Origin of the sequence: Paenibacillus terricola, assembly GCF_014779765.1 — a bacterium.
GTDB lineage: Bacteria > Bacillota > Bacilli > Paenibacillales > Paenibacillaceae > Paenibacillus_T > Paenibacillus_T terricola.
On sequence record NZ_JACXZA010000004.1, the window covers coordinates 177101 to 201018 of the forward strand.

General features: G+C 51.0%; 24 protein-coding genes. 17 read left to right on the top strand and 7 right to left on the bottom strand.

All coding sequences use genetic code 11. From position 1 onward, the window contains the following. Window positions 1-145 precede the first annotated feature (145 nt). A complete protein-coding gene (locus H8B09_RS16875; protein ID WP_191204724.1) occupies window positions 146-895 on the bottom strand; it encodes a copper amine oxidase N-terminal domain-containing protein in 750 nt (249 codons plus the stop codon). A 220-nt stretch (window positions 896-1115) separates the two neighbouring features. On the opposite strand from H8B09_RS16875, the gene H8B09_RS16880 reads away from it, so the two are divergent. The 7 genes from H8B09_RS16880 (at window position 1116) to helD (ending at window position 9451) form a co-directional block, all read left to right on the top strand. Then, complete coding sequence (locus H8B09_RS16880) at window positions 1116-1844, top strand: class I SAM-dependent methyltransferase (protein WP_224753697.1); 729 nt, start codon at window positions 1116-1118, stop codon at window positions 1842-1844. A gap of 33 nt (window positions 1845-1877) precedes the next feature. Beyond that, on the top strand, window positions 1878-2630 hold the full coding sequence (locus tag H8B09_RS16885) for a class I SAM-dependent methyltransferase (RefSeq protein ID WP_191204726.1): 753 nt from the start codon (window positions 1878-1880) through the stop codon (window positions 2628-2630). Between the two features lie 72 nt (window positions 2631-2702). Beyond that, complete coding sequence (locus tag H8B09_RS16890; protein ID WP_191204727.1) at window positions 2703-3182, top strand: DinB family protein; 480 nt, start codon at window positions 2703-2705, stop codon at window positions 3180-3182. A 192-nt stretch (window positions 3183-3374) separates the two neighbouring features. Beyond that, entirely contained in the window at window positions 3375-4286 is a 912-nt protein-coding gene (locus H8B09_RS16895) for a DUF4097 family beta strand repeat-containing protein (protein ID WP_224753698.1), read from the top strand. Between the two features lie 127 nt (window positions 4287-4413). Next, the gene (locus H8B09_RS16900; RefSeq protein ID WP_191204728.1) at window positions 4414-4707 is read left to right on the top strand and encodes an ArsR/SmtB family transcription factor; all 294 of its coding nucleotides are present in this window, start codon (window positions 4414-4416) and stop codon (window positions 4705-4707) included. A gap of 121 nt (window positions 4708-4828) precedes the next feature. Next, the gene (locus H8B09_RS16905; RefSeq protein WP_191204729.1) at window positions 4829-5836 is read left to right on the top strand and encodes an NADP-dependent oxidoreductase; all 1008 of its coding nucleotides are present in this window, start codon (window positions 4829-4831) and stop codon (window positions 5834-5836) included. A 1200-nt stretch (window positions 5837-7036) separates the two neighbouring features. After that, window positions 7037-9451, top strand: a complete 2415-nt coding sequence (gene helD / locus H8B09_RS16910) for an RNA polymerase recycling motor HelD (RefSeq protein WP_191204730.1) — start codon at window positions 7037-7039, stop codon at window positions 9449-9451. 119 nt (window positions 9452-9570) lie between these two features. On the opposite strand, the gene H8B09_RS16915 is transcribed toward helD, so the two are convergent. Continuing rightward, window positions 9571-10056 carry a pyridoxamine 5'-phosphate oxidase family protein gene (locus H8B09_RS16915; protein ID WP_191204731.1) on the bottom strand — a complete coding sequence of 162 codons (486 nt, stop codon included), beginning with the start codon at window positions 10054-10056 and terminating at the stop codon, window positions 9571-9573. 86 nt (window positions 10057-10142) lie between these two features. Further along, window positions 10143-11234: a stalk domain-containing protein gene (locus H8B09_RS16920; protein ID WP_191204732.1), complete on the bottom strand. Its 1092-nt coding sequence runs from the start codon at window positions 11232-11234 to the stop codon at window positions 10143-10145. 249 nt (window positions 11235-11483) lie between these two features. Here H8B09_RS16920 and sigV point away from each other — a divergent pair, with 249 nt between their 5' ends. Together sigV and rsiV are read left to right on the top strand one after the other, a co-directional pair. Then, window positions 11484-11969 (top strand): RNA polymerase sigma factor SigV, encoded by a 486-nt coding sequence (gene sigV / locus H8B09_RS16925; protein WP_318152646.1) that lies wholly within the window; start codon window positions 11484-11486, stop codon window positions 11967-11969. An 18-nt stretch (window positions 11970-11987) separates the two neighbouring features. Next, the gene (gene rsiV, locus H8B09_RS16930) at window positions 11988-12860 is read left to right on the top strand and encodes an anti-sigma-V factor RsiV (protein WP_191204734.1); all 873 of its coding nucleotides are present in this window, start codon (window positions 11988-11990) and stop codon (window positions 12858-12860) included. Window positions 12861-12924: 64 nt separating this feature from the next. On the opposite strand, the gene H8B09_RS16935 is transcribed toward rsiV, so the two are convergent. Both H8B09_RS16935 and sfnG read right to left on the bottom strand, forming a co-directional pair. Further along, entirely contained in the window at window positions 12925-13551 is a 627-nt protein-coding gene (locus H8B09_RS16935; RefSeq protein WP_191204735.1) for an AmiS/UreI family transporter, read from the bottom strand. A gap of 32 nt (window positions 13552-13583) precedes the next feature. Continuing rightward, window positions 13584-14660: a dimethylsulfone monooxygenase SfnG gene (sfnG, locus tag H8B09_RS16940; RefSeq protein ID WP_191204736.1), complete on the bottom strand. Its 1077-nt coding sequence runs from the start codon at window positions 14658-14660 to the stop codon at window positions 13584-13586. 489 nt (window positions 14661-15149) lie between these two features. Between sfnG and H8B09_RS16945 the strand changes: the two genes are divergently transcribed. The 8 genes from H8B09_RS16945 (at window position 15150) to H8B09_RS16980 (ending at window position 22299) form a co-directional block, all read left to right on the top strand. Beyond that, on the top strand, window positions 15150-16049 hold the full coding sequence (locus H8B09_RS16945; RefSeq protein WP_191204737.1) for a 3-hydroxyacyl-CoA dehydrogenase: 900 nt from the start codon (window positions 15150-15152) through the stop codon (window positions 16047-16049). 379 nt (window positions 16050-16428) lie between these two features. Next, window positions 16429-17415 (top strand): phosphotransferase enzyme family protein, encoded by a 987-nt coding sequence (locus H8B09_RS16950; protein ID WP_191204738.1) that lies wholly within the window; start codon window positions 16429-16431, stop codon window positions 17413-17415. Window positions 17416-17556: 141 nt separating this feature from the next. Continuing rightward, window positions 17557-18303 carry an MBL fold metallo-hydrolase gene (locus tag H8B09_RS16955; RefSeq protein ID WP_224753699.1) on the top strand — a complete coding sequence of 249 codons (747 nt, stop codon included), beginning with the start codon at window positions 17557-17559 and terminating at the stop codon, window positions 18301-18303. Between the two features lie 113 nt (window positions 18304-18416). After that, window positions 18417-19025 carry a TetR/AcrR family transcriptional regulator gene (locus H8B09_RS16960; RefSeq protein WP_191204739.1) on the top strand — a complete coding sequence of 203 codons (609 nt, stop codon included), beginning with the start codon at window positions 18417-18419 and terminating at the stop codon, window positions 19023-19025. 173 nt (window positions 19026-19198) lie between these two features. Further along, window positions 19199-19960: an SDR family NAD(P)-dependent oxidoreductase gene (locus H8B09_RS16965; RefSeq protein ID WP_191204740.1), complete on the top strand. Its 762-nt coding sequence runs from the start codon at window positions 19199-19201 to the stop codon at window positions 19958-19960. A 169-nt stretch (window positions 19961-20129) separates the two neighbouring features. Then, window positions 20130-20597 (top strand): SRPBCC family protein, encoded by a 468-nt coding sequence (locus H8B09_RS16970; RefSeq protein WP_191204741.1) that lies wholly within the window; start codon window positions 20130-20132, stop codon window positions 20595-20597. 160 nt (window positions 20598-20757) lie between these two features. Then, window positions 20758-21663 (top strand): SDR family oxidoreductase, encoded by a 906-nt coding sequence (locus H8B09_RS16975; RefSeq protein WP_191204742.1) that lies wholly within the window; start codon window positions 20758-20760, stop codon window positions 21661-21663. Between the two features lie 45 nt (window positions 21664-21708). Continuing rightward, complete coding sequence (locus H8B09_RS16980) at window positions 21709-22299, top strand: TetR/AcrR family transcriptional regulator (protein ID WP_191204743.1); 591 nt, start codon at window positions 21709-21711, stop codon at window positions 22297-22299. Window positions 22300-22363: 64 nt separating this feature from the next. Here H8B09_RS16980 and H8B09_RS16985 read toward each other — a convergent pair whose 3' ends face one another. Both H8B09_RS16985 and H8B09_RS16990 read right to left on the bottom strand, forming a co-directional pair. Further along, entirely contained in the window at window positions 22364-23113 is a 750-nt protein-coding gene (locus tag H8B09_RS16985) for an SDR family NAD(P)-dependent oxidoreductase (protein WP_191204744.1), read from the bottom strand. A 47-nt stretch (window positions 23114-23160) separates the two neighbouring features. Then, entirely contained in the window at window positions 23161-23916 is a 756-nt protein-coding gene (locus H8B09_RS16990) for an SDR family NAD(P)-dependent oxidoreductase (protein WP_191205148.1), read from the bottom strand. Between the last annotated feature and the right edge of the window lie 2 nt (window positions 23917-23918).

Here is a 23918-nt window from a genome sequence, read left to right on the forward strand (position 1 = left end):
AACGTTCTAATAGTTTTGCCTTAGGCCAACACTGCACCCTTCTCACTATGCTCGCAATAAACAATAAAGGCCATCCTATGAAGGATGGCCTAATACACCGATTATTTATTCCACTATTGTGTAAAGATGCTGCACCAAGCTCAAATTACCTGGCCGCATACAAAATGGTAAGCCCTTGCTTTGTTGTTTGGTTAATGATCGTGAAATCCAATAATTTCTCTTTATCTTGCACAATGTTCAGGGAGGCCTTATAGGTTTCTCCATTAACGTTGAATTCACCCGATCCAACGCCAGCCTCGAACTTGACCGTGAATTTAACGCCATTTAGTTCCGGGCTACCCTTATAGGTCACCTCAGCCTCTGCTTGCGTATCGGAGTTGAAGTCCAGCTTCATAGATCCATTCGGCCTACTCCAGACCTCATCGAATAGATCACGTGCCGAAGCTTGCACGACAGGCTGCGTTGCTGTTGTAGTCGAATTAGGATTTGTTGCGATCGGATTCGATCCTGTTGCAGTTGGCTCGGGCTTTGTTGCGGCCTGTCCCGTCTCTGTTGCGGTCGGTTCCGGTTTTGTTACAACCGGATTCGTTGAATTAGATTGGACAGGTTCCTTGGATCCGGCAGTGGAGTCAATCGAAATGGTCTGTGTCTTATTGTCCCACTTAACCGTCGCTCCAAGCTCCTCTGCCACGAATCGTGCAGGAACATATGTAGAGTTCTTATAGTTCAATACGGAATAGCCATCCTCGAGCTTCTTCTCTTCGCCGTTAAACTTGAATGTAATACCATCTTTCAGAAAGGCAGAAATGGCAGTACTCTGAGAGGCAGCAGCTGCTCCAGCACCTGTTATCATCGATCCTAACAACACACCAATTACGAGCTGTTTGTACTTCATCCGTATCATCTACTCCTCTTGTTTATAATTTCCATGCAACTAAGTTAGACGATCTAGTTAAGTAAAATGTTTCTATATTATACATATAAATTAATTTCAAGCTGATGCAGGGACACGCTGCGGCTTTATTTGTTTGCATGTAGTTAGAAGGAGGATGCATGCCTTAAATGGAATATACTGTGTTGGTTTCTCACTTGAAGAGGAGGCTAACCAATGGAACTTGTACAAGAGCAATATCTCGAATCCAATAAAAAAAAGCTGGGACGAAACAGCCCCGCGCTTCTTCGGAAGAACGGTGCTGCCGGTGTACGGCCCATTCCTGCCGATCGGGGAAATGACGAACAAGAGGGTCCTTGAAATCGGCTGCGGAAGCGGGCACTCCCTGCAATATATGGCCGCGCAAGGCGCTGTGGAATTGTGGGGAATCGATCTATCCGATACGCAGATCAATACGGCTCGGGAGTTGCTCCAAGAGCATGAGGATAAGCTGCATCTGTTCCAAGGGACCATGGAGAACAACCCTGGCGTCCCAAGCGAGTATTTCGATGTTGTCTACTCTATCTATGCGCTTGGCTGGACCGTTGATCTTGGCAGGACGCTTCGCAATGTCTTCAACTACTTGAAACCAGGCAGTACCTTCATTTTCAGCTGGGAGCATCCGCTTCACAGTCGCGTGAGCCAGCATGGCGATCAGCTCGTCATCAGCAAATCCTATCATGATGAAGGCCTGCAGCAATGCGAGCCATGGAATATTCCCGCGATTATGAATCAGGTGAAGCTTGGTACATACGTAAATGAGCTCATACAGGCAGGCTTCCGAATCGAGCGGGTGGTGGAGGACGTTGTCATTCAAGAAGAGAACCGATCAGGGGATCCTGTTGTGTGGTACACCCCTATGAAGGCCGCGATCATCCCTCCTGCATTCATCATCAAGTGCACGAAGCCATAGCGGTACTAATGATCTAACAGGAGTGAAAGACACGTGAATAGCTACTACGGCGAGCTTTGTACCAAATTATATGAAGTCGACAAGTCAATTGCTGCGGGCAAGGAGCTTGAATTTTACCTTTCTTATGCGGATCGTGACAATTCGACGTTTCGTGTGCTCGAGCCGATGTGCGGCAATGGGCGGATGCTGATTCCTTTTATGCTCAATGGGATTCAGATCGAAGGCTTCGACATCTCGGAGGACATGCTCAAGGCGTGCCGGGAGAAAAGCGAGCGTTTAAATCTTATGCCTCACCTAACATTGCAGAAGATTGAGGAATTCGTTAGTCCACACCGATATGATCTCATAATGATCCCGTTCGGATCGTTTTCTCTGCTGCCCACTGATCTGGTTGGACCAAGTCTTGCGAATATGAAGGCTGTCCTTGCCGACCAAGGGAAGCTGCTGCTGACCACGATGATGAAATATGACGGCATAGTTGAAATACCGGAGTGGAAAGAAACAGGCAGGACGGAGATAGACGGCGAGTGCATCGTCACCTATCGCAAGGTTCAATACGACATGGAGCAGTCCATGCTTCTTACTCAGCTGAAGTACGAGCTCGTAGTGAACGGCCAGGTAGTTCAGACGGAGTTGATGGATTTTCCGCTTCGCCTTTATAATGACGGGGAGTTTGAGGCGCTATTGGAGGAGAATGGTTTCCAATATGTCTTGCATCAAGTGAAGGACGGATACGGAGAGGGCACACGATTCCATGTATTCGAATGCTCATTGACCCGCGCATAGTCCGCATTTGAAGAGCAGCTGCTGCTTTGACTATAATAAGAGGGACATTGACCTTATGGAGGGAACATACCTATGTACCGTGCGACAGAAGATTTTGTACAAGATTGGGCTGCTTCGGCGGCAGGAACGCTTGCTGTAATGAATGCCATCACGGATGACACAATGGATACGGCGATTGTGGAAGGGCACAGCACACTCGGCTGGCTGGCATGGCACTTGACGGGTACGGCAGGTTTCTTCGGTCAGATCGCAGGAATGCAGATTCCAGGCGTGGAACGCGGCGCTGCCATTCCAGCCCATATCGCTGACATTCTCAGCAAATATGAAGAAATCAACGAGGCATATGCACGTGAAGCGGCGAAGCTAACGGACGAGCAGATGGTGGAAGAAATCGATACGTTCGGAAAAACGATGCCGCGCGGCAAGTTCCTTCGCCTGTTGATCGATCATCAGACGCATCACCGCGGCCAAATGACGGTTCTTCTCCGTCAAGCGGGTCTGCCGGTGCCAGGCGTTCTCGGACCAACGCGCGAAATGCAAGCTAGCAAGTAAAACGTCAGAAACCGTGATAGCACTTGCTATCACGGTTTTTATTAACACGGTGACTACGAGCAACCCCGACCAAAGTCCATGGCCCGAACCATTCCGCAGCAGGTATGTAGCGACTCCCAATTGATGTAAACTGAGAAACAAGATGAGGATGGAGCAAGACCTCTTAGGGTCAATGGGGAGGATGAAGTCAAGATGAGCATGAGAAAATTTGTCGGCTTTATATTGGTCATGGTCGGTATTCTTGTATTTGTTCAATATCAGTTCGGCGGCAGCCGTAAGAGCGAGGATTATGACCGTACGTGGACCTTTGATAATAAGGAGATGCACGAGCTTAAGATCGCAACGGACAGTATGGGATTGGACGTTAAATTCGTGAAAAGCACGGACGGCAGCAACTCCGTTCGGATCGCAGGGCGGGCGAAAGAGGATATCGTCGACAAAATCAAAAGCACGGAGCTTGAGGGCGGCCAGCTGGACATTGATTTGAACGGCAAATGGCATATCGGATTCCCAAGTTTCTCCGATTTCCGGTCGAGTAATCAAATCGTTACGGTGACACTGACGGATGAAGCGGCAAAGGCACTGGAAACCTTAAATATAAGCGGTGATTCCAGCTCCCTGAGCGTAACAGGCGCATCTGCGCTGAATGGCAGCATCAAATCGGATTCGGGCAGCATCAGACTCGAGAACTACGAAGGCAAGGCGCTATCGGTAAGGTCGGATTCCGGCAGCATCAAGCTCAATGATTATCAAGGCGATACGCTGTCAATGAAGTCGGACTCGGGCAGTATCCGTGCCGAGAATGTCCGCTCGGAAGTGAAAGCATCCTCCGACTCCGGCAGCATCACGATTGAACGCCTTCAAGGTACGGCTGAGCTGAGTTCAGATTCGGGTCATATAGAGCTGGTGAAGGAAGACAGCACTGGCGCGAATGTGAAGAGTGATTCCGGCAGTGTTCGAATCGAGGTTCCTGTTTCTTATGGCGGAACATACGATCTAAAGTCGGATTCTGGATCGATTCGCAAGCCCGATCAGCACGGAACGTCCAGCGAAGTGATCAAGGTGCGTACGGACAGCGGCAGCATTCGGGTTGAACAGCAATAATGCATAGTAATGGCAGGCCACTCCTTATCGGGAGTGGTCTTGTTTATGCTGCTGCTGGTCGTTAAACGAGGCGATATGGAAATCGCTTTAGCTTGACAGGGCAGTTGTCGCTTTGTAGGATAGTTGTATGACTATCAAACAATCGACTGTTGACGACGACAAGCGGGCACTTGCCTTCAAGGCGCTTTCCGAGAAGAAGCGGATCGAGATCGTTCGTTACTTGCAGCACCAGCCGGACCATAACAGCTGCGGCGAGATTGCCAGAGCAATGGGGATGGACAAGTCCAACGTAACGTACCATCTGAAGATTATGTATGACGCTGACCTTATCCGCTACGTGCGGGAAGGACAAAATAAGAAAATTTTTGTGCAGGAAAATCAATTTCAGGCCATATTGCCAGGTTTCTTGGAGAGCCTATAACGGTGCCAAGGAACTTATTTTTTGGATAGATAGTTTGAAAGTTTTAAAACTATTAACCAAGGTTGCTTGCCGTCATCCGTCTGATCGTTACACATCCTATATATGAAAGTGGGAATTAACCATGATGAATAAACAAATTACGCTGCAATCGCGCCCGCAAGGCTACCCGACAGATGAAACATTTGCGGTAAAGGAAGTGCCAGTACGCCAGCCGGAGGAGAACGAGGTTGTCGTCAAATCCATTTATCTGTCCGTTGACCCGTACATGCGCGGCCGTATGAGCGCAGCAAAGTCGTACGTAGAACCGTACCGGATTGGCGAGGTCATTGAAGGCGGCGGCGTCGGCGAGGTTGTGGAGTCGCGTTCGGAGCAGTTCAAGCCGGGCGACAAAGTGCTTGGCATGCTGAACTGGCAGCTGTACAGCGTACACAACGCCAGCGCGCTGCGCAAGGTGGACGACCAAGCAGCGCCATTGTCGGCTTATCTCGGCGTTATCGGCATGACGGGTCTGACCGCTTATTTCGGATTGATGGATATCGGCCGTCCGAAAGCAGGGGAGACGGTGGTCGTCTCGGGAGCAGCAGGCGCGGTTGGATCGATCGTCGGGCAAATTGCCAAGATCCAAGGCGCACGCGTCGTCGGCATCGCGGGTTCCGATGAGAAAACGAAGTGGTTGACCGAGCAGCTCGGGTTCGATGCCGCAATCAACTACAAAGAGGCAGCAGATCTGTCTGCGGCGATCGGGCAGGCTTGCCCGCAAGGCGTGGACGTCTACTTCGACAATGTTGGCGGCGCGGTTACCGATGCGGTCATGAACCACCTGAACGACTATGCGCGCGTTCCGCTGTGCGGTTCCATCTCGGCCTATAATGATGCATCTGGCGGCAGCGACATTGGTCCACGTCCTTACGTGAAGCTGATCAAGACGCGTTCGCTTATGAAGGGCTTCGTGCTTGGCGAGTATATGGATCGTCTGCCTGAGGGTGCTCGGGCGCTTGGTCAATGGCTGTCCGAAGGCAAGCTCCGTTATGAGGAGACGATCTTCGAAGGCTTCGACCGTATGCCAGAAGCATTCATGGAGCTGTTCAAAGGCTCCAACATCGGCAAAATGCTCGTGAAGGTTGACTAACCACGGCTGCAATAACCGCGCATAGCTCACTTGGATCAGCGGTGTTAATAACAAGCCGTTTACCTAATTTGTAACGTGAGTTCCGTTTACGGGTGCAAATAGGTATAAAAAATGACGCTCAAACTGACAAAGTCAGTGGGCGTCATTTTTTGTGATATTCATGCGATCTGGCCTGTACTGCAGAATTATGGCTTAATCAAGGCTATCTTATGCAATACCGGAGAAGAGGGCTGCGTTTTGTATGATTTTTCGTACAAATCACCAGAGTCCATGCAGTTTTCGGACGATTTTGTATGATTTTTCGTACAGATCGCCTGGGTTCATGCGGATTTCGGACAGTTTTGTATGATTCTTCGTACAAAAGCTCAAGAATCAAAGCAGGGCCAGCCTGTTGTATACGATTTTTCACACAAATCATCGCTATGAAGCTGGCCAACGGACCACAGTGACCTTATTCTCGCGAATCGGCCTAGTTTAGCGTTCTAATGAATCCAGGAGACGTTATATGCTACTTTACAGATTATTTGAAATGGATTTATACGGAATAGTGATGCTGGAGTCCGTTAGCGCGGCTTAGGTTCATTTTCACAACAATAGCGCTGCCTCAGTTCCTTAGTGTGTCTGAGACAATTGTGCCGTCTTAATATATACGTTCGCAGCAGCATAATGACATACATGCAGGTTAACGAACCACAGTGACCTTATTCGCGCGATTTGGCCTAGTTTAGCGTTCTAACGAATCCAGGAGGCGCTATAGGTTACTTTGCAGACGATTTGTAACGGCTATATAAGGAATAGTGATGCTGGGGTTCGTTAGCGCTGCTTATGTTCATCTTCGACACAATAGTGCCTCCTCAGTTCCTTAGCGAGACCATTACCGTACCGTACACACGTTAATCCAATTGTTTTCCTACTGCCAGTTTGCTGCAGATTCGTTATGCCTGGGTAGCAATAACGGCAATAACGGCCTCATGCCGGGATCCGTCATTCACCGATAAACAAAAAAATCGGCCATCGGCCGATTATGGGTAAAATTTGAAATTGCACGCCAAGATGCGCTGTGGTATGATTAGAAAACCACTGAGCAGTTTTTAAAGTTGAGTAAAGTTAACCCATCTTATTTACACTTTAATCTTACCATGAGACTTGAAGCAATGTCAAATGTTTTTTTGCACAATCGGAAGGGAGTGTACGCAGGCTATGACGAATGAACAGGACTGGAAACAGGAGCAGGAACGACTGGATCAGGTGACCGAGAAGCTGCAGGCGAGAATCGAACAACTGGAGCCGGAAGTGGCTGGACTTCGGAATCAAGCGAATGACATTCGCAAACGTTTCTGGGAGGAAGTGACCGTCAACACAGGCTCGCACGAGGATTTCGAAGAGACGGTGCACAGCATTAGCCAGCAGGAGGCGCTGTTATCGGACCGCGAGCGCAGCTACCGGATGCGGCAGCAGCAGTGGCGCAGCGTGAATCGGCTTCTGCCGTCTCCGTACTTTGGCCGTATCGACTTCAATGAAAACGGAATGGGATTCACCGAGCAAATCTATATCGGCGTATCTTCTTTCGTTGATGCCGATGGCATGAGCTTCCTGATTTATGACTGGCGTACACCGATTGCGAGCATGTATTACGACTATTCGCCGGGAACGGCCGATTACGATACGCCAGGCGGCAGAATTACGGGGCAGATGGAGCTGAAGAGGCAGTACCAGATCCGCGGAGGCAAGCTCCAGAATGTGTTCGATACGAGTGTGACCATCGGTGATGAATTGCTCCAGCAGGTGCTTGGCAAAGGTGCAGACCCGCAGATGAAGAGCATTGTAGCTACCATTCAGAAGGAGCAAAATGCGATTATCCGGAACGACAACAATCGGATGCTCATCGTACAAGGAGCGGCTGGCAGCGGGAAGACTTCTGCTGCGCTTCAGCGGGTCGCCTATCTGTTGTACAAACATCGCGAGCGGCTGAAGGCGGACCAGATCGTATTGTTCTCGCCCAATCCGATGTTCAACAGCTATGTGTCGACCGTCTTGCCCGAGCTCGGCGAGGAAAATATGCAGCAAACAACCTTCCAAGAGTATCTCGTATACGGAATTGGCAAGGGGATGCAGCTGGAGGACCCTTTCGATCAGATCGAATACGTACTGAACGAGCAGTCGACGCAGGCTTACGAGGCGCGGCTTCAGGCGATTGCTTATAAGGCATCCGAGGCATACCTTCAGGCGCTGCGGAATTATGCGAATTGGCTGGGACGAGAAGGGATGAAGTTCCACAGCATTCGTCTGCGGGACCGCGATCTGATTACGGCGGAGCAGATAAAAGCTCAATTCTATAACTATGATCCGTCCATTCGTCTTGCTAATCGGGTTACACTGCTGCAGGAGTGGCTGTTGAAGCAGCTCACCGGACTAGAACGCCAAGAGCAGGATGCGGACTGGGTAGAGGAAGAGATCAACTACCTGGATAAGGATCAGTATGCCGCTATTGATAAAGAGCTGCGAGACGATCGAAGCATATTTGAATTTTCGCGGGTATATGAGGAGCTTCGCGAGCGTAACAGCAACAAGGTTCGCCGGGACGAAGGGGACTTCGATTACGCCGAGCAAGAAGAAGAGATGCTTCGCCGCATGCTGGTGAAGGAGTATTTTGCACCGCTCCGCCGAAGCGTGAAGCGAATGAAGTTCATCGACGTCGTCGGGCTGTATACGCAGCTGTTTGACGGTACAGACGTTTATGCTGCGATGACCGGTGAGACCGAGGTGCCGAAGCTGTGGGAAGCGATTTGTGAACAGACGAAGGAGAAGCTGAGCCGTCGCGAGCTGTTCTACGAGGATGCAACGCCGTTCCTGTACATGAAGGAGCTGGTTGAAGGCAATCGGATGAGTACGGAGGTACGGCATGTATTCGTCGATGAGGGCCAGGACTATTCGATGTTCCAGTATGAGTTTCTTAAACGGTTGTTCCCTCGCGCTCGCATGACCGTGCTCGGCGATTTAGGGCAGGCGATCTTCACGCAGGCAACGGAGCTGTATGGCGCGCAGTCGCCATTGATTCAACTCTACGGAGAATCGGAAACGAGCCTTATTCGTCTCGTTCGCAGCTACCGATCAACGCGCGAAATCGTGGCATTCACGAAGTCGCTACTCATTGGTGCACAAGAGATCATTCCGTTCGACAGAGGCGGGGAGAAGCCGCTTCTTTTGCAGGTGGAGAGCTCCGGTCAGCTGGCTTCGCGAGTAGCTGAGCAGTTAGCTGCACTTCGCGCCGAAGGTTATGATTCGATAGCGGTAATTACGAAGACAGCAGCTGAGAGCAGCGAGGTGTATGAGCTTCTGCAGGCGCAGAATTGCCCGTCGCTGCGCCTTGTTACGAAGCAGACGCCTACGTTCGAGAAGGGAACGCTCGTTATTCCCGCCTATCTAGCGAAAGGCGTGGAGTTCGACGCGGTCATTATTTACGATGCCTCGTCGAAGACGTATTACCGGGAGAGCGAGCGCAAGCTGTTCTACACCGCATGCACGCGCGCGATGCATCGGCTTGTGTTGTGTGCGGCAGGGGAGTGGACGCCGTTCCTGGCGCAGGCGGACGATTCGTTGTATGAGCTAAGGTGAAAGCGAAGACGGACTGCCCATGAAGGTGGGGATCCGTCTTTTCTGCCGGCGAGCGGCCTCGAAGAAGAATAGAAACAAGCCCCGATCCACCGTGAAAAAGGTGATCGGGGCTTTTTCAACTACAAATCCACCGTTTGATTAATGGCGGTTCCTTCAGTATTCTTGCCCAGCATTCTTCGGAACAAGAACTTCGCCATCTTGAATTTGTTGCCGGAATCCCAATACTCTGCAGCATCGGCCGTTACTTTGATCAACACGAGATTCGGATCGTCGTAGTTGGTCTCCAGCACCTTCTCGTACATCGGATTCCAGAACTGCTTAATCTTCTCCGCACTTTCTACAAGCTCGGCTTCGCCGCGGATGGAGACGTACGATTGCCCTGCATAAGCCACGTTCACCTGTTTGTTATGGAGCAGCTCATGGAATTTGCTCGTATCTTTCTTCGTCAGGAACCATAGGGTTCCGTCAAAAGCGGCCTCCTGCGTTTTCATGGGGCGCGATACGAGTCCATCGTCTGAAACGGTGGTAAGCATAGCGATCTCAATGCCTTTGATCAATTTATGAACGGTCTCGGCTGCTTCTTGATCTGCGGTGACGGTTTCCATCGGTGCCATTCTCCTTTGTTTGCATGTATGGACTCGTCGTTAGTATGTCCGAGCTCGCGACGGACTACATGCAGACATTACAGGGCTTACTCCGAGAACAAAATGGTAGCCCCGACAACTTCGCTGAAGAAGCGGACCGGCACATACAATTTGCCCTCCATTAGGATCGGCGCGGCGCCAAGCGATCGCGTCTTCTGATTAACCGAATACGCATCTTTGCCTGTCACGACTGTCGTCTTGAACGACGAATCCGCCGTCGTTACTTCCGCTGAACGATTCTCCGCATTCCACTTGATCTTGAGGCCTAGCGCTTCGGCCACTTCACGAAGCGGGAGAATAGCTGCCTTGCTTCCTTCCTCCGTAAGTGCAACCACTGCTTTCTGTTTCCCATTCAAGCTAATTACAAAGGCATCGCTGCTGCCGGCGCCCTCCGACGTACTCGGGTTATCTAACGCAAGACGGAATTCAGGCGAACCGACGTAACCCGGTGCGATCGAATACTTCTGGAACACGATGACGGCCTCATTGTTCTCGACGTGGAACGACTGTTCCTCCCCAATTCCTTTGAAATCGTCAGCGAAGTACTGGTCAGGGTTCGCGCTTATTTCCTTGCGGACTTGCGCATCAATAATGGTCTTATAGTCTGTTCCGAACAGTTCAGGCAACGTGACGCGCGTCGCTTCGCTTGCATTGCGGATCGTGTACGTATCGACTCGCGGTGCGCTTGTGCCGCCTGTAAACCCTTCTGTCGTTACGACCAGCGAGACGATGCCATTGTCTGCCCCGTCCGATTTTAACGCATAGCTGATGTACAGCTCGTATGGACGGAAAGCATAGCCATCTGCTGCGGCTTGCTCGCTTGCGCTGGCAGCCTCCTGCTCCCAGTTGGCTAGATCTTGTTGTGCATGAGACAACAGAATCCAGTTCAATTCCTCTTGATAATGCATGTCCAGCATCCCTGCCAGCTGCGGCACACGAATGTTGGTGCTCAGCAGATCGGTCTTGGAGGTAAGTATCTGTTCTTGAATGGTTACGGCCTGCGAAAGCTTAGCCAAAATTGGAACGGCTTTAACAGGGGAAAATAAGGTATCAGCAGACACCGGCACGATACCGCCAACGCCGATGGCTCCTACACATAGACTGAACGCAACACTAAGTTTAAGTACACTTTGTCTCATCGATATGATCTCCTCGCGGTTTTAATTCGGAACACCAGCAAGACTCACGAGCAGTTGGATAAAGTTTTGCTGTCACAAAACGTTCACATTTGACCGAGGAAAATCATTCTTATCCTTCATTCGCAAACTAAATGCGGAGCTAGGTCGTCTTGCCTGTGGTTAACCAGTAAGTTTCATTGTCAGTCCGAACCGATCAGCGACTCTCTTACGCTGTAAATTGTCATGACAACAAGGGAGCGATATACCATTGTGAGCAGCCGAAATTCCGCACTTGTTCCATTCATTATGGAGCATCAAGATAATATCTATCGACTAGCGTACAGCTACGTTCATAACAAGGACGATGCGCTGGACGTGGTGCAAGAATCGATCTACAAGGCGATGAAGACGAAGTCGCCGCTGCAGGACAGCAGCGCGATCAAGAGCTGGTTCTATCGCATCGTTGTACACACCGCGCTTGATCTACTGAAGAAGCGCAAGAGGGTGCAGCCGATTGAGGATGAGCAGCTGCATGCCATCATGGACGAATCAGAGGATCACTATTCCGATGTAGATATGACACGTTCATTGGAGCAGCTTCCGGACAAATATCGGATAGTCGTCGTGCTCCGTTATTTTGAAGACCTGAAAATCGAGGAAGTGGCAGAGGTGCTGCACGAGAATGTGAATACGGTGAAAACCCGTCTGTACCATGCCCTTCGTTTACTCAGAATCGAAATGAGCCAACCATCCTAATGAGCAGGAGTTGTCCGAATGGATCACCGTCTTGAGCAATTGAAAGAGCAGTATTCTCAAATTCCGATACCGGAGGAACTGAACGCTGTCGTGCTTCAGGCCTTGAACCGCAGCAGCAGAAGAAGAACGGCCCGCCGTCGGTGGATTTCCGCTGCAGCCGCAGCGATTCTAATTGTCCTCATTGGCATCAATACAAGTCCGGCAGTCGCTAATGCCTTTGCCTCTATTCCCGGTATCGGGCAATGGGTCAAAGTCGTAACGATTCGCGAGTATTTCGTAGAGGATGAACGTCATAATGCTGATATTAAAGTGCCGGAAATTTCGAATCTTGGCGACGATAAGCTCAGCGCAGGGCTGAACGAGAAGTATCTAGCGGAGGGCAAACAGCTGTATGAGCAGTTCCAGAAAGATATGCAGGAGCTGCGCGACGGTCATCTTGGGGTGGACGCCGGTTATGCCGTGAAGACGGACACGGAGGATCTGTTCGTCATTGAGCGTTATGTCGTCATCTCCATGGGATCGTCAGAAGAGAAGCTGAAGTACGATACGATCGATAAGCGCAACCACATTGCGCTGACGCTGCCGATGCTGTTCAAGAATGATCAATATATAAAAGCGATCAGCGAGAACATTATCGAACAGATGCGGCAGCGAATGAAAGACGATCCGAACCAGATTTATTGGATTGAGGGCGCTGCGGATGAACTATCCGAAGATGAATGGTTCAGGACGATCAAGCCGGATCAAAGTTTCTATATCGATGCTTCCGGTCATCTCATCGTGGTCTTCGATAAATACGAGGTAGGCCCAGGTTATATGGGGGTACAGCAGTTTACCATTCCGACCGAAGCTATCGCGGAATTGCTGGCGAGCGATCAATATATAAAGTAAGTTGACGCTCGTCCAACAATGCCGAAGCCGCCCTATCCACAGCAAGGCAGGATGGGGCTTTATTTTAGGCTGATACAGGCTTCGAATTACGCTCTTTGTGTCTGATCGCTGGGCTAGTTCGGACGTACAGTACGATAGCGGCTATGACGAATACGAGTGCGATGATCTCGACAAGCGTCGAGCTAACTTGGTCCCATTGGCCAATGAGGATGAGGAATCCAGGAATTGTAGCGGTGAGCAAGGCCTCGATTAAAGTGACCCAGCCTGTGAAGGCCGCTATCTCCTTGTTCAATGCGAGCAGCAAGAAGAACAGCGTCCATAGGAAAGCCCACATCAGCCAGATGATTCCGAACTTCACATCATCGAATTGCACGAAGCTCATAGTTGCATAACCGAGCGCAAGCAAGGCAACCCATAAGGAGAACCATCCGATGCCGGATGCGCTGAAATTCGTAAGATTGGATATTCCCACGAATAAGAAAGTCAATCCAAACAGGAATACGCCCGATGCGTTGAATATCGTCCACTGATCGCCGCCTGCTGTGAAGATGACATAGAACGGAGTGATGACTTGTATGGTGCCGATAAATATATTGAACAGGCCGGCGCTCTTATTATCTACATGCCCGAGCAGCATCAAGGCATTGAGAAATAGAACGGCACCGCATAGCATAAGACCAACCGTTTGCATAATGAGAAACCTCCCGATCTTCTAGATCGCTATTAATTTACAAGTAGTGCTGCGAGACGGGCTTCCTTCTCCCGCACGAGCGGAATGACTTTATCCCCGAATGCTTTGATTTCCTCATCATAGTGAAGGAAGCCGGTCAGAATAAGGTCGACGCCGATTCGTTTCAATTCGATGATGCGGTCTGCGACCTGTTCAGGCGTTCCGATTAATCCTGTTTTGAAGCCATCGTTATATTGCACCAGATCGTTGTAATCGGAATTGGCCCACATGCCCTCCTGCTCGGGAGATGCTTTGCCGGCGAACAGAACCTGGCTTCGGAACCCTCCTACCGCTTCGGGGTCGGAGTGAGAGATGATGTCCCGCAATACTTGTCTAGCCTCTTCCTCCGTGTCGCGAACGATAATGAATGCATTCGCGCCGAATCGAATGCTGCGGTTGTTGGCAGCAGCGAGTGCCTTCACTTCATCAATTTGTTTCTTGAAGCCGTCGATCGTATTGCCGTTCATGAAATACCAATCGGATACACGTGAAGCCATCTGCCGGGCGGCAGAGGAGTTACCCCCTTGGAAGACTGGCGGCGTGGAAATCGGCTTCGGCTTCAACGGCGCGTTATTCAGGCGATAGAAGTCGCCTCGGAAGTTCGTTTCATCCTTCGTCCACAAATCGCGCAGCACGCGAATGAATTCTTCCGATCTCCGATACCGCTCATCGTGATCGAGCCATGGCTCGCCATAGCTTTGAAACTCCCCCTTAAACCATCCGCTTACAATGTTGACGGCAACGCGACCGCGACTGATTTGATCAATGGTGGAGAGCATTTTGGCAACCGTGCCGGGGTGCCACAGTCCGGGAAGCACAGCGGCAATTAAATTGATCTTCGAAGTGACTGTCGCTAGGGCGGACGCTAAGGCAATAGCCTCCAGCTGATTCTCGGCACCGTAGCTTGCAATAAATCTCGTCTGCAGCAGGGCATACTCGAAGCCTGCCTCTTCGGCGATTTGGGCATATTTCGCATTGTCTTCAAACGACCACCCTGTGCGCTGAGGAATCTTGGAGATGACTAGTCCTCCGCTAACATTGGGTACCCAGTAAGCAAATTTCAATGACATACCTATCTCTCCTTTAACAATGGGTTTATATCAAGAGGCAAGCCCCGTGATCATGAGGATAAAGAAAGGCGCCTCGCGGAGTTGAACTCCGAAGAGGCGCCTTTAGTGGACTAAACGGCATTATTCGATTTGATCGGAGAATTGGTTGACTGTGTCTAAACTCTTATATTCCGATGAAATTTATAAGATTTATTACCCCCATTATTATCGAAAAGATGAATCGTTTACAACAATCAATTTCTCGAATATCGATGTGAATCCAACAATAGTGAATCCGTTTGTTGCAGATCTAAGAAATAAACCTATGAATGGATTAGTTATGTGGGGCAAGCGGATAGGGGAAAAGGTAAGCATAAGTTAAATATAAGCAGTCTGCTGGTGTTGGTTATCCAACAATGATTGTTTATTTGTCGGTATATGGCTACTGGATGACTTCTGAATCCGTAGGGCAAACTGTAACGTCATCAAACGTTGCAGAGGAGAGTCGCGATGGATTTCAAAAAGGTTACGGTAGCCGGCAGCGGCGTGTTGGGCAGTCAAATTGCGTACCAAACGGCGTTCAAAGGCTTTCAGGTTACCGTCTACGATATTAACGACGAAGCGCTTGATAAAGCGAAGGAACGAATTAAGGAATTGAAGCCCCGCTATCAGGCGGATCTAGGGGCGACGCAGCAAGAGGTCGATGCGGCTTACGAGCGGTTGTCTTTCAATAGCGACCTAGCAACGGCTGTCGCCGATGCGGATCTGATCATTGAGGCGATTCCGGAGGTCGTGCCCATCAAGACCGACTTCTATCAGAAGCTGGGTCCGTTAGCGCCTGCGAAGACCGTATTCGCTACGAACTCCTCGACGCTGCTGCCAAGCCAGTTCGCGGAGGCGACGGGGCGTCCGAGCCAGTTCTTGGCGCTGCATTTTGCCAATGAGATCTGGAAGAACAATACGGCTGAGATTATGAAGCATCCAGGTACGGATGACAAAGTGTTCGAGGATGTTATCGCATTCGCGCGTGCGATCGGCATGGTCGCGCTGCCGCTGCAGAAGGAGCAGCCGGGCTACATTCTGAACTCGCTGCTTGTTCCGTTCCTCGACGCGGGCCAGAAGCTGCTGGTAAGAGGCATCGCGGATCCGGAGACGATCGACAAGACATGGATGGTTGCGACAGGAGCGCCGAAAGGGCCATTCGCGATTCTGGACATCGTCGGCATCACGACCGCCTACAATATCGGTAATGCGAAGGCGGAAGCGACGGGCGATCAAGAAATGAAGAAGATCGCGGAGCTGCTGAAGACGGAGTATATCGATAAGGGCAAGCTGGGTATGGCGACGGGAGAGGGCTTCTACAAATACCCGAACCCTCGCTATTTAGATCCTGATTTTCTGAGAAGTTAAAGTTAAATAGGGCATTGATAAGATAGGGCTTCTCCCGGCTGGTTTAGCTGTGGAGGAGCTCTTTTTGTATAACGGCAATTGGTATTACTTCCATTCAAGCATGGTGTCGGTTAAGATACATATAACTTGTTCTGAAGGGAGTGAGCGGCATGAAACGCCGGGCTAATTCGACAATGATGACTTATATGGTGATTGCTAACTGAATATAGCTGGTGGACGCGAGTCCCCCACTTTCTTGAGATATACTGCTCATTTTTCCTGGTACAATGCGAGGGTTGTTTGTGATGCCCTCCTTATATAAGGATAAACAAGACCGCAGGTATAGCCTCGCGGTTTTTTCGTGCGCGCATTTATAAATAAGTAGACGAGGAGCATGCCCATGCTGAAATTGAGATATTTGTACACGAACGAGGATTTGGCCGCAATGATTTTGCGCAATTGGGAGTTTGACGAGGACTCCTTGGAGATGTTCCAGTATTACCGGATTTCCTCGAATGCGATTTATCCCTTCAGACGTGAAGGGGCCGTGCAGCTGTTGCGTTTCGCACCAATAGCGGAGAAGCGTAAAGAGAATGTGGAAGCCGAACTTGCGTTCATCGCTAACTTGCGTACCGAAGGGTACGGGGTGATGGAGGCGGTGAAGTCCAAGCGGGGAGAAGAGCTAATCGAGGTGCGGACGCCATGGGGTGATTATTATGCTTCTGTGTTCAAGCGAGTGCCAGGCGTGCAGATCGGCAAGACGGAGCTTCGCGATGGCATTGTGTTCAGCCATGGTCAGGCATTAGGACGGCTTCATAAGCTGAGCAGTCATTATGAGCCTATGGGCAGCAAGAGATGGTGCTACGAAGATGTGCTGATGTGGATCGAGGAGGAGTTGGCTGAATTTCCTCAAGAGACGGCCGCGCTGCGGGAAGCTGAGCGGCTGCGGGTATATTTTGCCCAAGTTCCGAAGACAGTGCGTAATTATGGGCTCGTACATTATGACTTTGAGTATGACAATGTGTTCTACGATGAGGCGACAAGCAGCTGTTATGCAATTGATTTCGACGATGCGATGTACCATTGGTATGCGATGGATATCGAGCAGGCGCTGGACAGCTTGAAGGACTGCATTCCGGAGGAGAGCTACGAGCGGAAGAAGCAAATCTTCATCGACGGCTACCAATCGGAGCATGAGCTTGCGGAGGGCTTCGAGGCAATCGTACCAGCCTGCAGGCGGTTCGCGAATCTGTATGGCTATGTCCGCGTGCTCCGCTCCGTTGCAGAGCAGTGGGAAAATGAGCCGGAATGGATGGTTCGGCTGAGAGAACGACTAGAGCGGTCGATGGTGGGGAAAGCCAGCCAATTCGATACGGACATCCAGTAAAACTAACTGTATGGGACTATAGCACACTCCGTTCGCGGAGTGTTTTTTTTGTTAGGCAGGCGGTTTCGTATTGACAATAATATCCATTAAATCCTAATATAATTACGAAACCGTGTAGTAATCTAATTGGGAGTCGAGAGGATGATCGAAATGATCGTACAGAAGCTTCAATGGGCAGGCATACGCATAGAGTCGGGCAATACGCGAATTGTAATCGACCCGCTGTACAATTTCCCGGTGAAGTTCGGGCAGCCGCATGAAGCGATGCTGCCGCTCGATCAATATGGACCGGTCGATGCTGTTCTTATTACGCATCATCATGGCGATCATTTCGATCCAGCGGCTATCGCATCGTTCTATGGTTCCGATATTCCGGTCTACCTCCCAGAAGGGTCACTCAAGTATGTGGAGAACAGCGAGCTTACGAATCTCCAGGGCGTTAAGCTTGGCGAGACGGTAGTGATCGGTTCAGCGAAGGCGACGGCATCCTACGCTGCAGATGGGCTTGGAGACCCGCAGATTTCATGGGTTGTGGAAGGCGGAGGCAAGAAGCTGCTCCATAGCGGCGATACGTTGTGGCACGGCTATTGGTGGCGGATGGTCCGTAAGCATGGAGCATTCGATGTGGTATGTCTGCCAGTCAATGCGGCTGTCGTGCAGTTCCCGGGTTTAATGCCAAGCGGCCAACCGATCACGATGTCGCCAGAGCAGGCAGTGTCCGCTGCTGTCGTGCTGGAGGCTGCCGTTTTGCTGCCGATTCATTATCGCGCCATTCATCGTCCGCCGCTGTATACAGAGACACTCGATATTGTAGAGCGGCTTGAGGAGGCAGCACGGGACCGAATGAAGCTTGCCATCTTGCAGTCGGAAGACACGCTCATTGTATAACAGCTCGAACGGGGCGGGACGCGAATACCTTTGCAAGAAGATGACGAGATGGCTATATTAATTACGTATCGGTATCGTAACGCAATCCATTTTCGAATCGGGGAGAGTCTACAGTGAGTTCTGATATTCCACCACGCAGACCAGGCAGGCCGCGCAGCGAACAGGCGGATGAAGCCATTCTAAGAGCAGCCCGTGAACTCATATTGGAATTTGGTGTACAAAGCTTCAGCATGGATATGCTTGCTCTTCGGGCAGGCGTCAGCAAGCCGACGATCTACCGCAGATGGGGAACGAAGGAGGAGCTGTTAACGGACGCCATCGGTTACGCTTCGGAACAAACTGTAATTCCTGATACGGGCGACGCATTGCTCGATTTGCGTCAGCTGTTGGAGCAGATGCTCGGCTCGTTAGAAGAGCGCTTCGGAGGTAAGATAGCCTCTGCGCATAAGATGATCGCAGGCATTATCGATTCGCAGCAGTCCCTTCAGCAATATGAAGAGAACTTCATCCGGCCGCGCCGCAAGGCTTACCGGGAGATCATCCAACGCGGCAAGCGAAGCGGGCAAATCCGGGAAGATGCGGACGAAGAAACACTGATTGACTTGGTAAGCGGCTCTTATTTCTACTGCTTGCTGTTCAAACCGCAGGAGATGACCTCGGGCCAATGGCTTCAGCAGGTATGGCGGCTGCTGGAGGACGGGATAGGCAAACTGCGAACGTAGGCTTGAATTGAGCGGTGCAACGGACTTTTCATTCGATAATGCAGCCCCGCCTTGGACAGGTGGGGCTGTTTGCATGGCAGAAGCATTGTTCTCCTTCTAAGACTAAAAATAGAAATGGTGCGAATACTACCCTTTGGTTCACATGGCAGTTGAATTGAAGGGAGAGCTTATCTATGACAACAATGAACGGTAAAGTCATCATTATTACAGGCGGTGCCAGCGGTATCGGTAAGGAGACAGCGCTGAAGCTGGCGGTTCAAGGTGCAACACTTGTTATTGCGGACTACAATGATGCTGCTGCGCAGCAGCTTGTGACAGAGCTGGAATCGTCGAATGTGACAGCGGCTGCTTATAAAGTCGACGTCTCCAAAGGAGACGAAGTCAAAGCACTTATCGATTGGACGGTTCAGAAGTACGGAACGTTGAGCGGCATTTTCAACAATGCGGGCATTGGCTTGGTTAAGCCGTTCCTAGAGATGGATCCTGCATCGTACCACCGTGTTATTGATGTGGATCAGCACAGCGTCTACTATGGCATGTATTATGCGGCGCGGAAAATGGTCGAGCTCGGCGTGGCCGGTACGATCGTCAATACAGCTTCGATCTACGGTACGATGGCGGCGATCGGCAGCTTTAATTACAACGCAGCGAAAGCAGCTGTCGTTATGATGACCAAGTCCGGTGCGCTGGAGCTTGCCGAACATAATATTCGGGTCGTTGCCGTTGCGCCTGGTTTCATCAATACGCCGATCCTCGGCAATGACGACTCGATTAAGAATCATCTTGGTTCCCTACATATGAGGGGCAGAATCATTCAGCCGGAGCAGGTTGCGAGCGTCGTAGCATTCTTGTTCAGCGAAGCGGCAAGCGCCATTAACGGCCAGACGATTCCGGTTGATGACGGTTATCTGAGCTTTAAAACAAAGCAGGGTTAATCCAATAGATAAGGTATTTATGAGAGAAGTCCTTCAACCGCGACTTGGCGGCGAAGGGCTTCTTTTTATCGTATATGCCTTTTAATTGGGGTCTGCATTCCGGATTTAGAAATGGGCGAGAAATGTTATAGTGATAACATATAGGAAGACCTAAGAAGGGGGTAAAGCAATGACAACTTTGAATGGAATACCAGTCGCGAAAGCCGAAATGATGATCCGTAAGCCGGTGACAGAAGTGTTCGAAGCCTTCATTGCCCCGGCCATTACGACGAAGTTTTGGTTCACGAAGAGCAGCGGACGACTGAAAGAGGGAAGCCGCGTTCGATGGGAATGGGAGATGTACGGCGTGTCGGACGAGCTGAATGTGCTAGCGGTTGAACGCAATGAGCGGATCCGAGTTCAGTGGTCGGATGGTACGGAGACGGAGTGGAGCTTCACCCCGAGAGCGGATAATGAGACGATGGTGACGATCACAACCTCTGGATACACAGGCAATGGGGACGCAATCGTTGGACGAGCTATCGACGATATGGGAGGGTACACGATTGTACTCTGCGGAGCCAAGGCTTACCTGGAGCATGGCATTCAGCTCAACCTCGTAGCGGACAAGGCCCCTTATGCGAATGTGAATCGATGAAAAGAAGGAAAAGCAAAGCCCGGCAGCCGAGTAGGCAGCCGGGTTTTGTTCATGAATATAAGCTCATAATTGGGCGCAGACCCCGGTTATAAAGTGAAGATGTCGTTCATACATTGTAAATAAATGAATGACTCATTCAATCATTACTGGAGGGGTTCCTATGAACGGACTGAACCAAGAAGATTACGCAGGTGTGAAAGGGCAATACGCCCTTATAACAGGCGCGACGAGCGGGATCGGATTAGCGGCTGCCTATGCGCTGGCGGCAAGAGGGATGAATCTTGGCATTGTTGCACGTAACGAAGCCAAAGCCGATGAAGTTGCGGCGCGGCTGCGGGCATCCTGCAGCGAGTCGATTAACGTTGATGTTTTTATCGCGGACCTATCCTCGCAGCATTCCATTCGGGACGTGGCGGACCAAATTGCGGCCAAATGTCCAAAGATCGACCGCTTGATCAATAATGCCGGCGCCATGTTCGTCGAACGCAGGTTAACGGCGGATGGGTTAGAGATGACCTGGGCGGTTAATCATATGGCGCCATTCTTGCTGACTACCCTTCTCCTAGAGCGGGGGATGCTGGCTGAGCATGCACGCATTATTACGACATCGTCGCATGGCCACAAAATGGCCAGAAAAGGCATCAGCTTCGAAGATTTGAGCGGGAAGCGGCAGTTTGGGCTGTTGGGGAAAATGACCGGCGGTCCGAATTTTCGATATGGCGAGACGAAGCTGGCGAATATATTGTTCACATCCGAGCTGGCGCAGCGGCTGGAGGGTACAGGTATTACAGCTTATAGCTTTGATCCCGGGCTTGTCTCCACGAACTTCAATCAGGACAATGGTCTATTGGCAAGAATGACGATGGCGGTCATGAAACGTTTCGCGAGCACGGCCGAGCATGGGGCGGAAACGTTGGTCTGGCTGGCAGAAACGGACGCGGCGAATTTAGCCAATGGGGGCTACTACGCAGATAAGCAGGTGAGGATACCTTCTGCAGCGGCACGCGATAAGGAAGCAGCGAAGAGACTATGGGAAGTGAGCGAAGCACAAGTACATGTATCCTAACCATAACGGATAGGCTTACTCCCTACAGAGGAAGAAGGATTCCATATGCCAAGAGTAGCGAAGGAACTGGCGGAGCAGGCTTTCGACGAACGGAGAGAGCAGATCAAACGGGCGGCGCTCCGGATTTTTGCGGAGAAGGGGCTTGCAAGTACGAAGATGAGCATGATCGCGGATGAGGCGGGCATTAGCCACGGGCTGACTTATCGCTATTTCCGCTCGAAAGAGGAGATCTTCGTGCTGCTCGTAGAAGAGGCGATCGAAGAGGCCGCGGAGGCGCTTCGGAATATTGGGCAACTGCCAGGGACGCCGCTGGAACAAGTAAGAGCATTCGCGCTTCGGCTGCTTGACGAGGGTCATCGACATTATTTTATGCTCGTCCAGCACGCGCACAAGTCAGAGGACGTTCCCCCTAAGGCGAAGGAGGCTGTGCAACGTTATTCTCCTCAGTCCACGGTCGAACTGCTAATCCCTATCTTCATCCGAGGGCAAGAGGCGGGACAATTCGCGGAGGGTGATCCGTGCAGGCGGATGATTCTGTTCCTGTCAATTCTGACGGGGCTTATGCTTCAGGATTCAAAGTTGCCGGGGGTTGAATGGGCGCAAGAGGTGAATCGGCTGATGCGCGTATTGACCTAATGCAAAGGGCTATACGCACAAAGACCTTCACTGATACTCCCCAGTGAAGGTCTTTGTCGTAGCGTTAACGCAGCATGATCGATCCGCCATCGACCATAAGCGTCTGACCGGTCATATAGCTCGCATCGTCGCTTGCGAGGAATACAGCAACGCGTCCGATATCTTGCTCGCAATCTCCCATCCGCTTGAGCGGAATGCCGTTGATCATAGCCTCATACTCGGCAGGGAAGTATTCGCTCCACTTCTGCACGCCCGGCGAATTGGCGATCGGGCTGATTAAGTTGACGTTAATGCCGTCAACGCCCCATTCATTCGCGGCTACGCGCGACAGACCGCGAATGGCCTCCTTCGCCGCTCCGTAAGCGCCCTGCGTCGGCATGCCGCTAAGTCCTGCGCCGGAGGCGAAGTTGATGACCGACCCCTTGTTCTCCTTCAAGTATGGATAGCAGTGCTGCATCAGGTGGAAGGTCGGGTAGAAGCTTGTATTGAACGACAGCGCCAGATCTTCCGGCGTCGTCTCCGTGAGCATGACCTGCTTGGAGACATGCGCATTATTGACCAGAATATGAACCGTTCCGAATGCTTGCACCGTTTCATCCACGATGCGTTTGAGCTCGGCTTGGTTTGTAATATCGGCTTTGATGAATTTGCCTTGGCCGATTTCATTCAGTTCCTTCTCCGTAGCCAGTCCGCCCTCGTTGTTGACATCCACAATGACGACCTTAGCGCCTTCCTTGGCCATAGCGTGCGCAATGCCGCGACCGATGCCGGAAGCGCCGCCTGTAATGATGGCTACGCGATCTTGTAGTTTCATGATGTAATTCCTCCTATATGGAAAGTTATAATGAGTGAAGATTCGAATTATAAGGTCAAACCGCCGTCAACAAGCACGATAGAGCCGGTCATGTAGCTTGCTTTGTCGGAAGCGAGGAATGCGACAACCTCTGCAAGCTCATCCGGCTGCGCATATCGTCCCATGCGCATATTGCCGATTTCCTCCGGCACGTAGCCGCCCGTCATGAAGGTTTGCTCGACGCTCTTCGTCAGCGCGGTCTCTACGCCGCCCGGGCAGATGCCGTTGATCCGGATGCCCTTCTTCACATATTCGATTGCAGCGCCTTTCGTCAGACCGACGACAGCATGCTTACTGGCAGAATAAGCCGATGCGCTGTGCTCGCTCTTCACGCCGGCCGTTGAGGCCGTATTGATGATCGTACCGCTCTGCTGTTGTTCCATGACTTTGAGTACATATTTCATGCCGAGGAATACGCCTCGGACATTGACGTTGATGACGCGGTCGAATTCGTTCTCATCGATGTCCGCGAGCTTCGCAAACTTCTGAACGACTCCAACATTGTTGAAGAAAATATCGATGCGGCCGTAGGCATCCATCGCAGCTTGTACATAATGCTGAACATCCTCGGTCTTCGAGACGTCGGCTTGTACGAAGATCGCCTCGCCGCCTTGTTCATGAATCAGTCGAACGGTCTCCTGACCAGATGCTTCGTTGAAATCAACGACCACGATTGTGGCGCCGTAGCTGGACATTTTCAAACTGCTTGCACGACCGATGCCGCTTCCTGCTCCCGTAACGACTGCTATTTTATGATCCAACATTT

What these genes read in the sequence shown, in the direction of transcription:
- H8B09_RS16875 (WP_191204724.1), bottom strand. Translation starts at nt 895, where the DNA reads ATGAAGTACAAACAGCTCGTAATTGGTGTGTTGTTAGGATCGATGATA.
- H8B09_RS16890 (WP_191204727.1), top strand. Translation starts at nt 2,703, where the DNA reads ATGTACCGTGCGACAGAAGATTTTGTACAAGATTGGGCTGCTTCGGCG.
- H8B09_RS16895 (WP_224753698.1), top strand. Translation starts at nt 3,375, where the DNA reads ATGAGCATGAGAAAATTTGTCGGCTTTATATTGGTCATGGTCGGTATT.
- H8B09_RS16900 (WP_191204728.1), top strand. Translation starts at nt 4,414, where the DNA reads ATGACTATCAAACAATCGACTGTTGACGACGACAAGCGGGCACTTGCC.
- H8B09_RS16905 (WP_191204729.1), top strand. Translation starts at nt 4,829, where the DNA reads ATGATGAATAAACAAATTACGCTGCAATCGCGCCCGCAAGGCTACCCG.
- helD (WP_191204730.1), top strand. Translation starts at nt 7,037, where the DNA reads ATGACGAATGAACAGGACTGGAAACAGGAGCAGGAACGACTGGATCAG.
- H8B09_RS16915 (WP_191204731.1), bottom strand. Translation starts at nt 10,056, where the DNA reads ATGGAAACCGTCACCGCAGATCAAGAAGCAGCCGAGACCGTTCATAAA.
- H8B09_RS16920 (WP_191204732.1), bottom strand. Translation starts at nt 11,234, where the DNA reads ATGAGACAAAGTGTACTTAAACTTAGTGTTGCGTTCAGTCTATGTGTA.
- rsiV (WP_191204734.1), top strand. Translation starts at nt 11,988, where the DNA reads ATGGATCACCGTCTTGAGCAATTGAAAGAGCAGTATTCTCAAATTCCG.
- H8B09_RS16935 (WP_191204735.1), bottom strand. Translation starts at nt 13,551, where the DNA reads ATGCAAACGGTTGGTCTTATGCTATGCGGTGCCGTTCTATTTCTCAAT.
- sfnG (WP_191204736.1), bottom strand. Translation starts at nt 14,660, where the DNA reads ATGTCATTGAAATTTGCTTACTGGGTACCCAATGTTAGCGGAGGACTA.
- H8B09_RS16945 (WP_191204737.1), top strand. Translation starts at nt 15,150, where the DNA reads ATGGATTTCAAAAAGGTTACGGTAGCCGGCAGCGGCGTGTTGGGCAGT.
- H8B09_RS16950 (WP_191204738.1), top strand. Translation starts at nt 16,429, where the DNA reads ATGCTGAAATTGAGATATTTGTACACGAACGAGGATTTGGCCGCAATG.
- H8B09_RS16955 (WP_224753699.1), top strand. Translation starts at nt 17,557, where the DNA reads ATGATCGAAATGATCGTACAGAAGCTTCAATGGGCAGGCATACGCATA.
- H8B09_RS16965 (WP_191204740.1), top strand. Translation starts at nt 19,199, where the DNA reads ATGACAACAATGAACGGTAAAGTCATCATTATTACAGGCGGTGCCAGC.
- H8B09_RS16970 (WP_191204741.1), top strand. Translation starts at nt 20,130, where the DNA reads ATGACAACTTTGAATGGAATACCAGTCGCGAAAGCCGAAATGATGATC.
- H8B09_RS16975 (WP_191204742.1), top strand. Translation starts at nt 20,758, where the DNA reads ATGAACGGACTGAACCAAGAAGATTACGCAGGTGTGAAAGGGCAATAC.
- H8B09_RS16980 (WP_191204743.1), top strand. Translation starts at nt 21,709, where the DNA reads ATGCCAAGAGTAGCGAAGGAACTGGCGGAGCAGGCTTTCGACGAACGG.
- H8B09_RS16985 (WP_191204744.1), bottom strand. Translation starts at nt 23,113, where the DNA reads ATGAAACTACAAGATCGCGTAGCCATCATTACAGGCGGCGCTTCCGGC.
- H8B09_RS16990 (WP_191205148.1), bottom strand. Translation starts at nt 23,916, where the DNA reads ATGTTGGATCATAAAATAGCAGTCGTTACGGGAGCAGGAAGCGGCATC.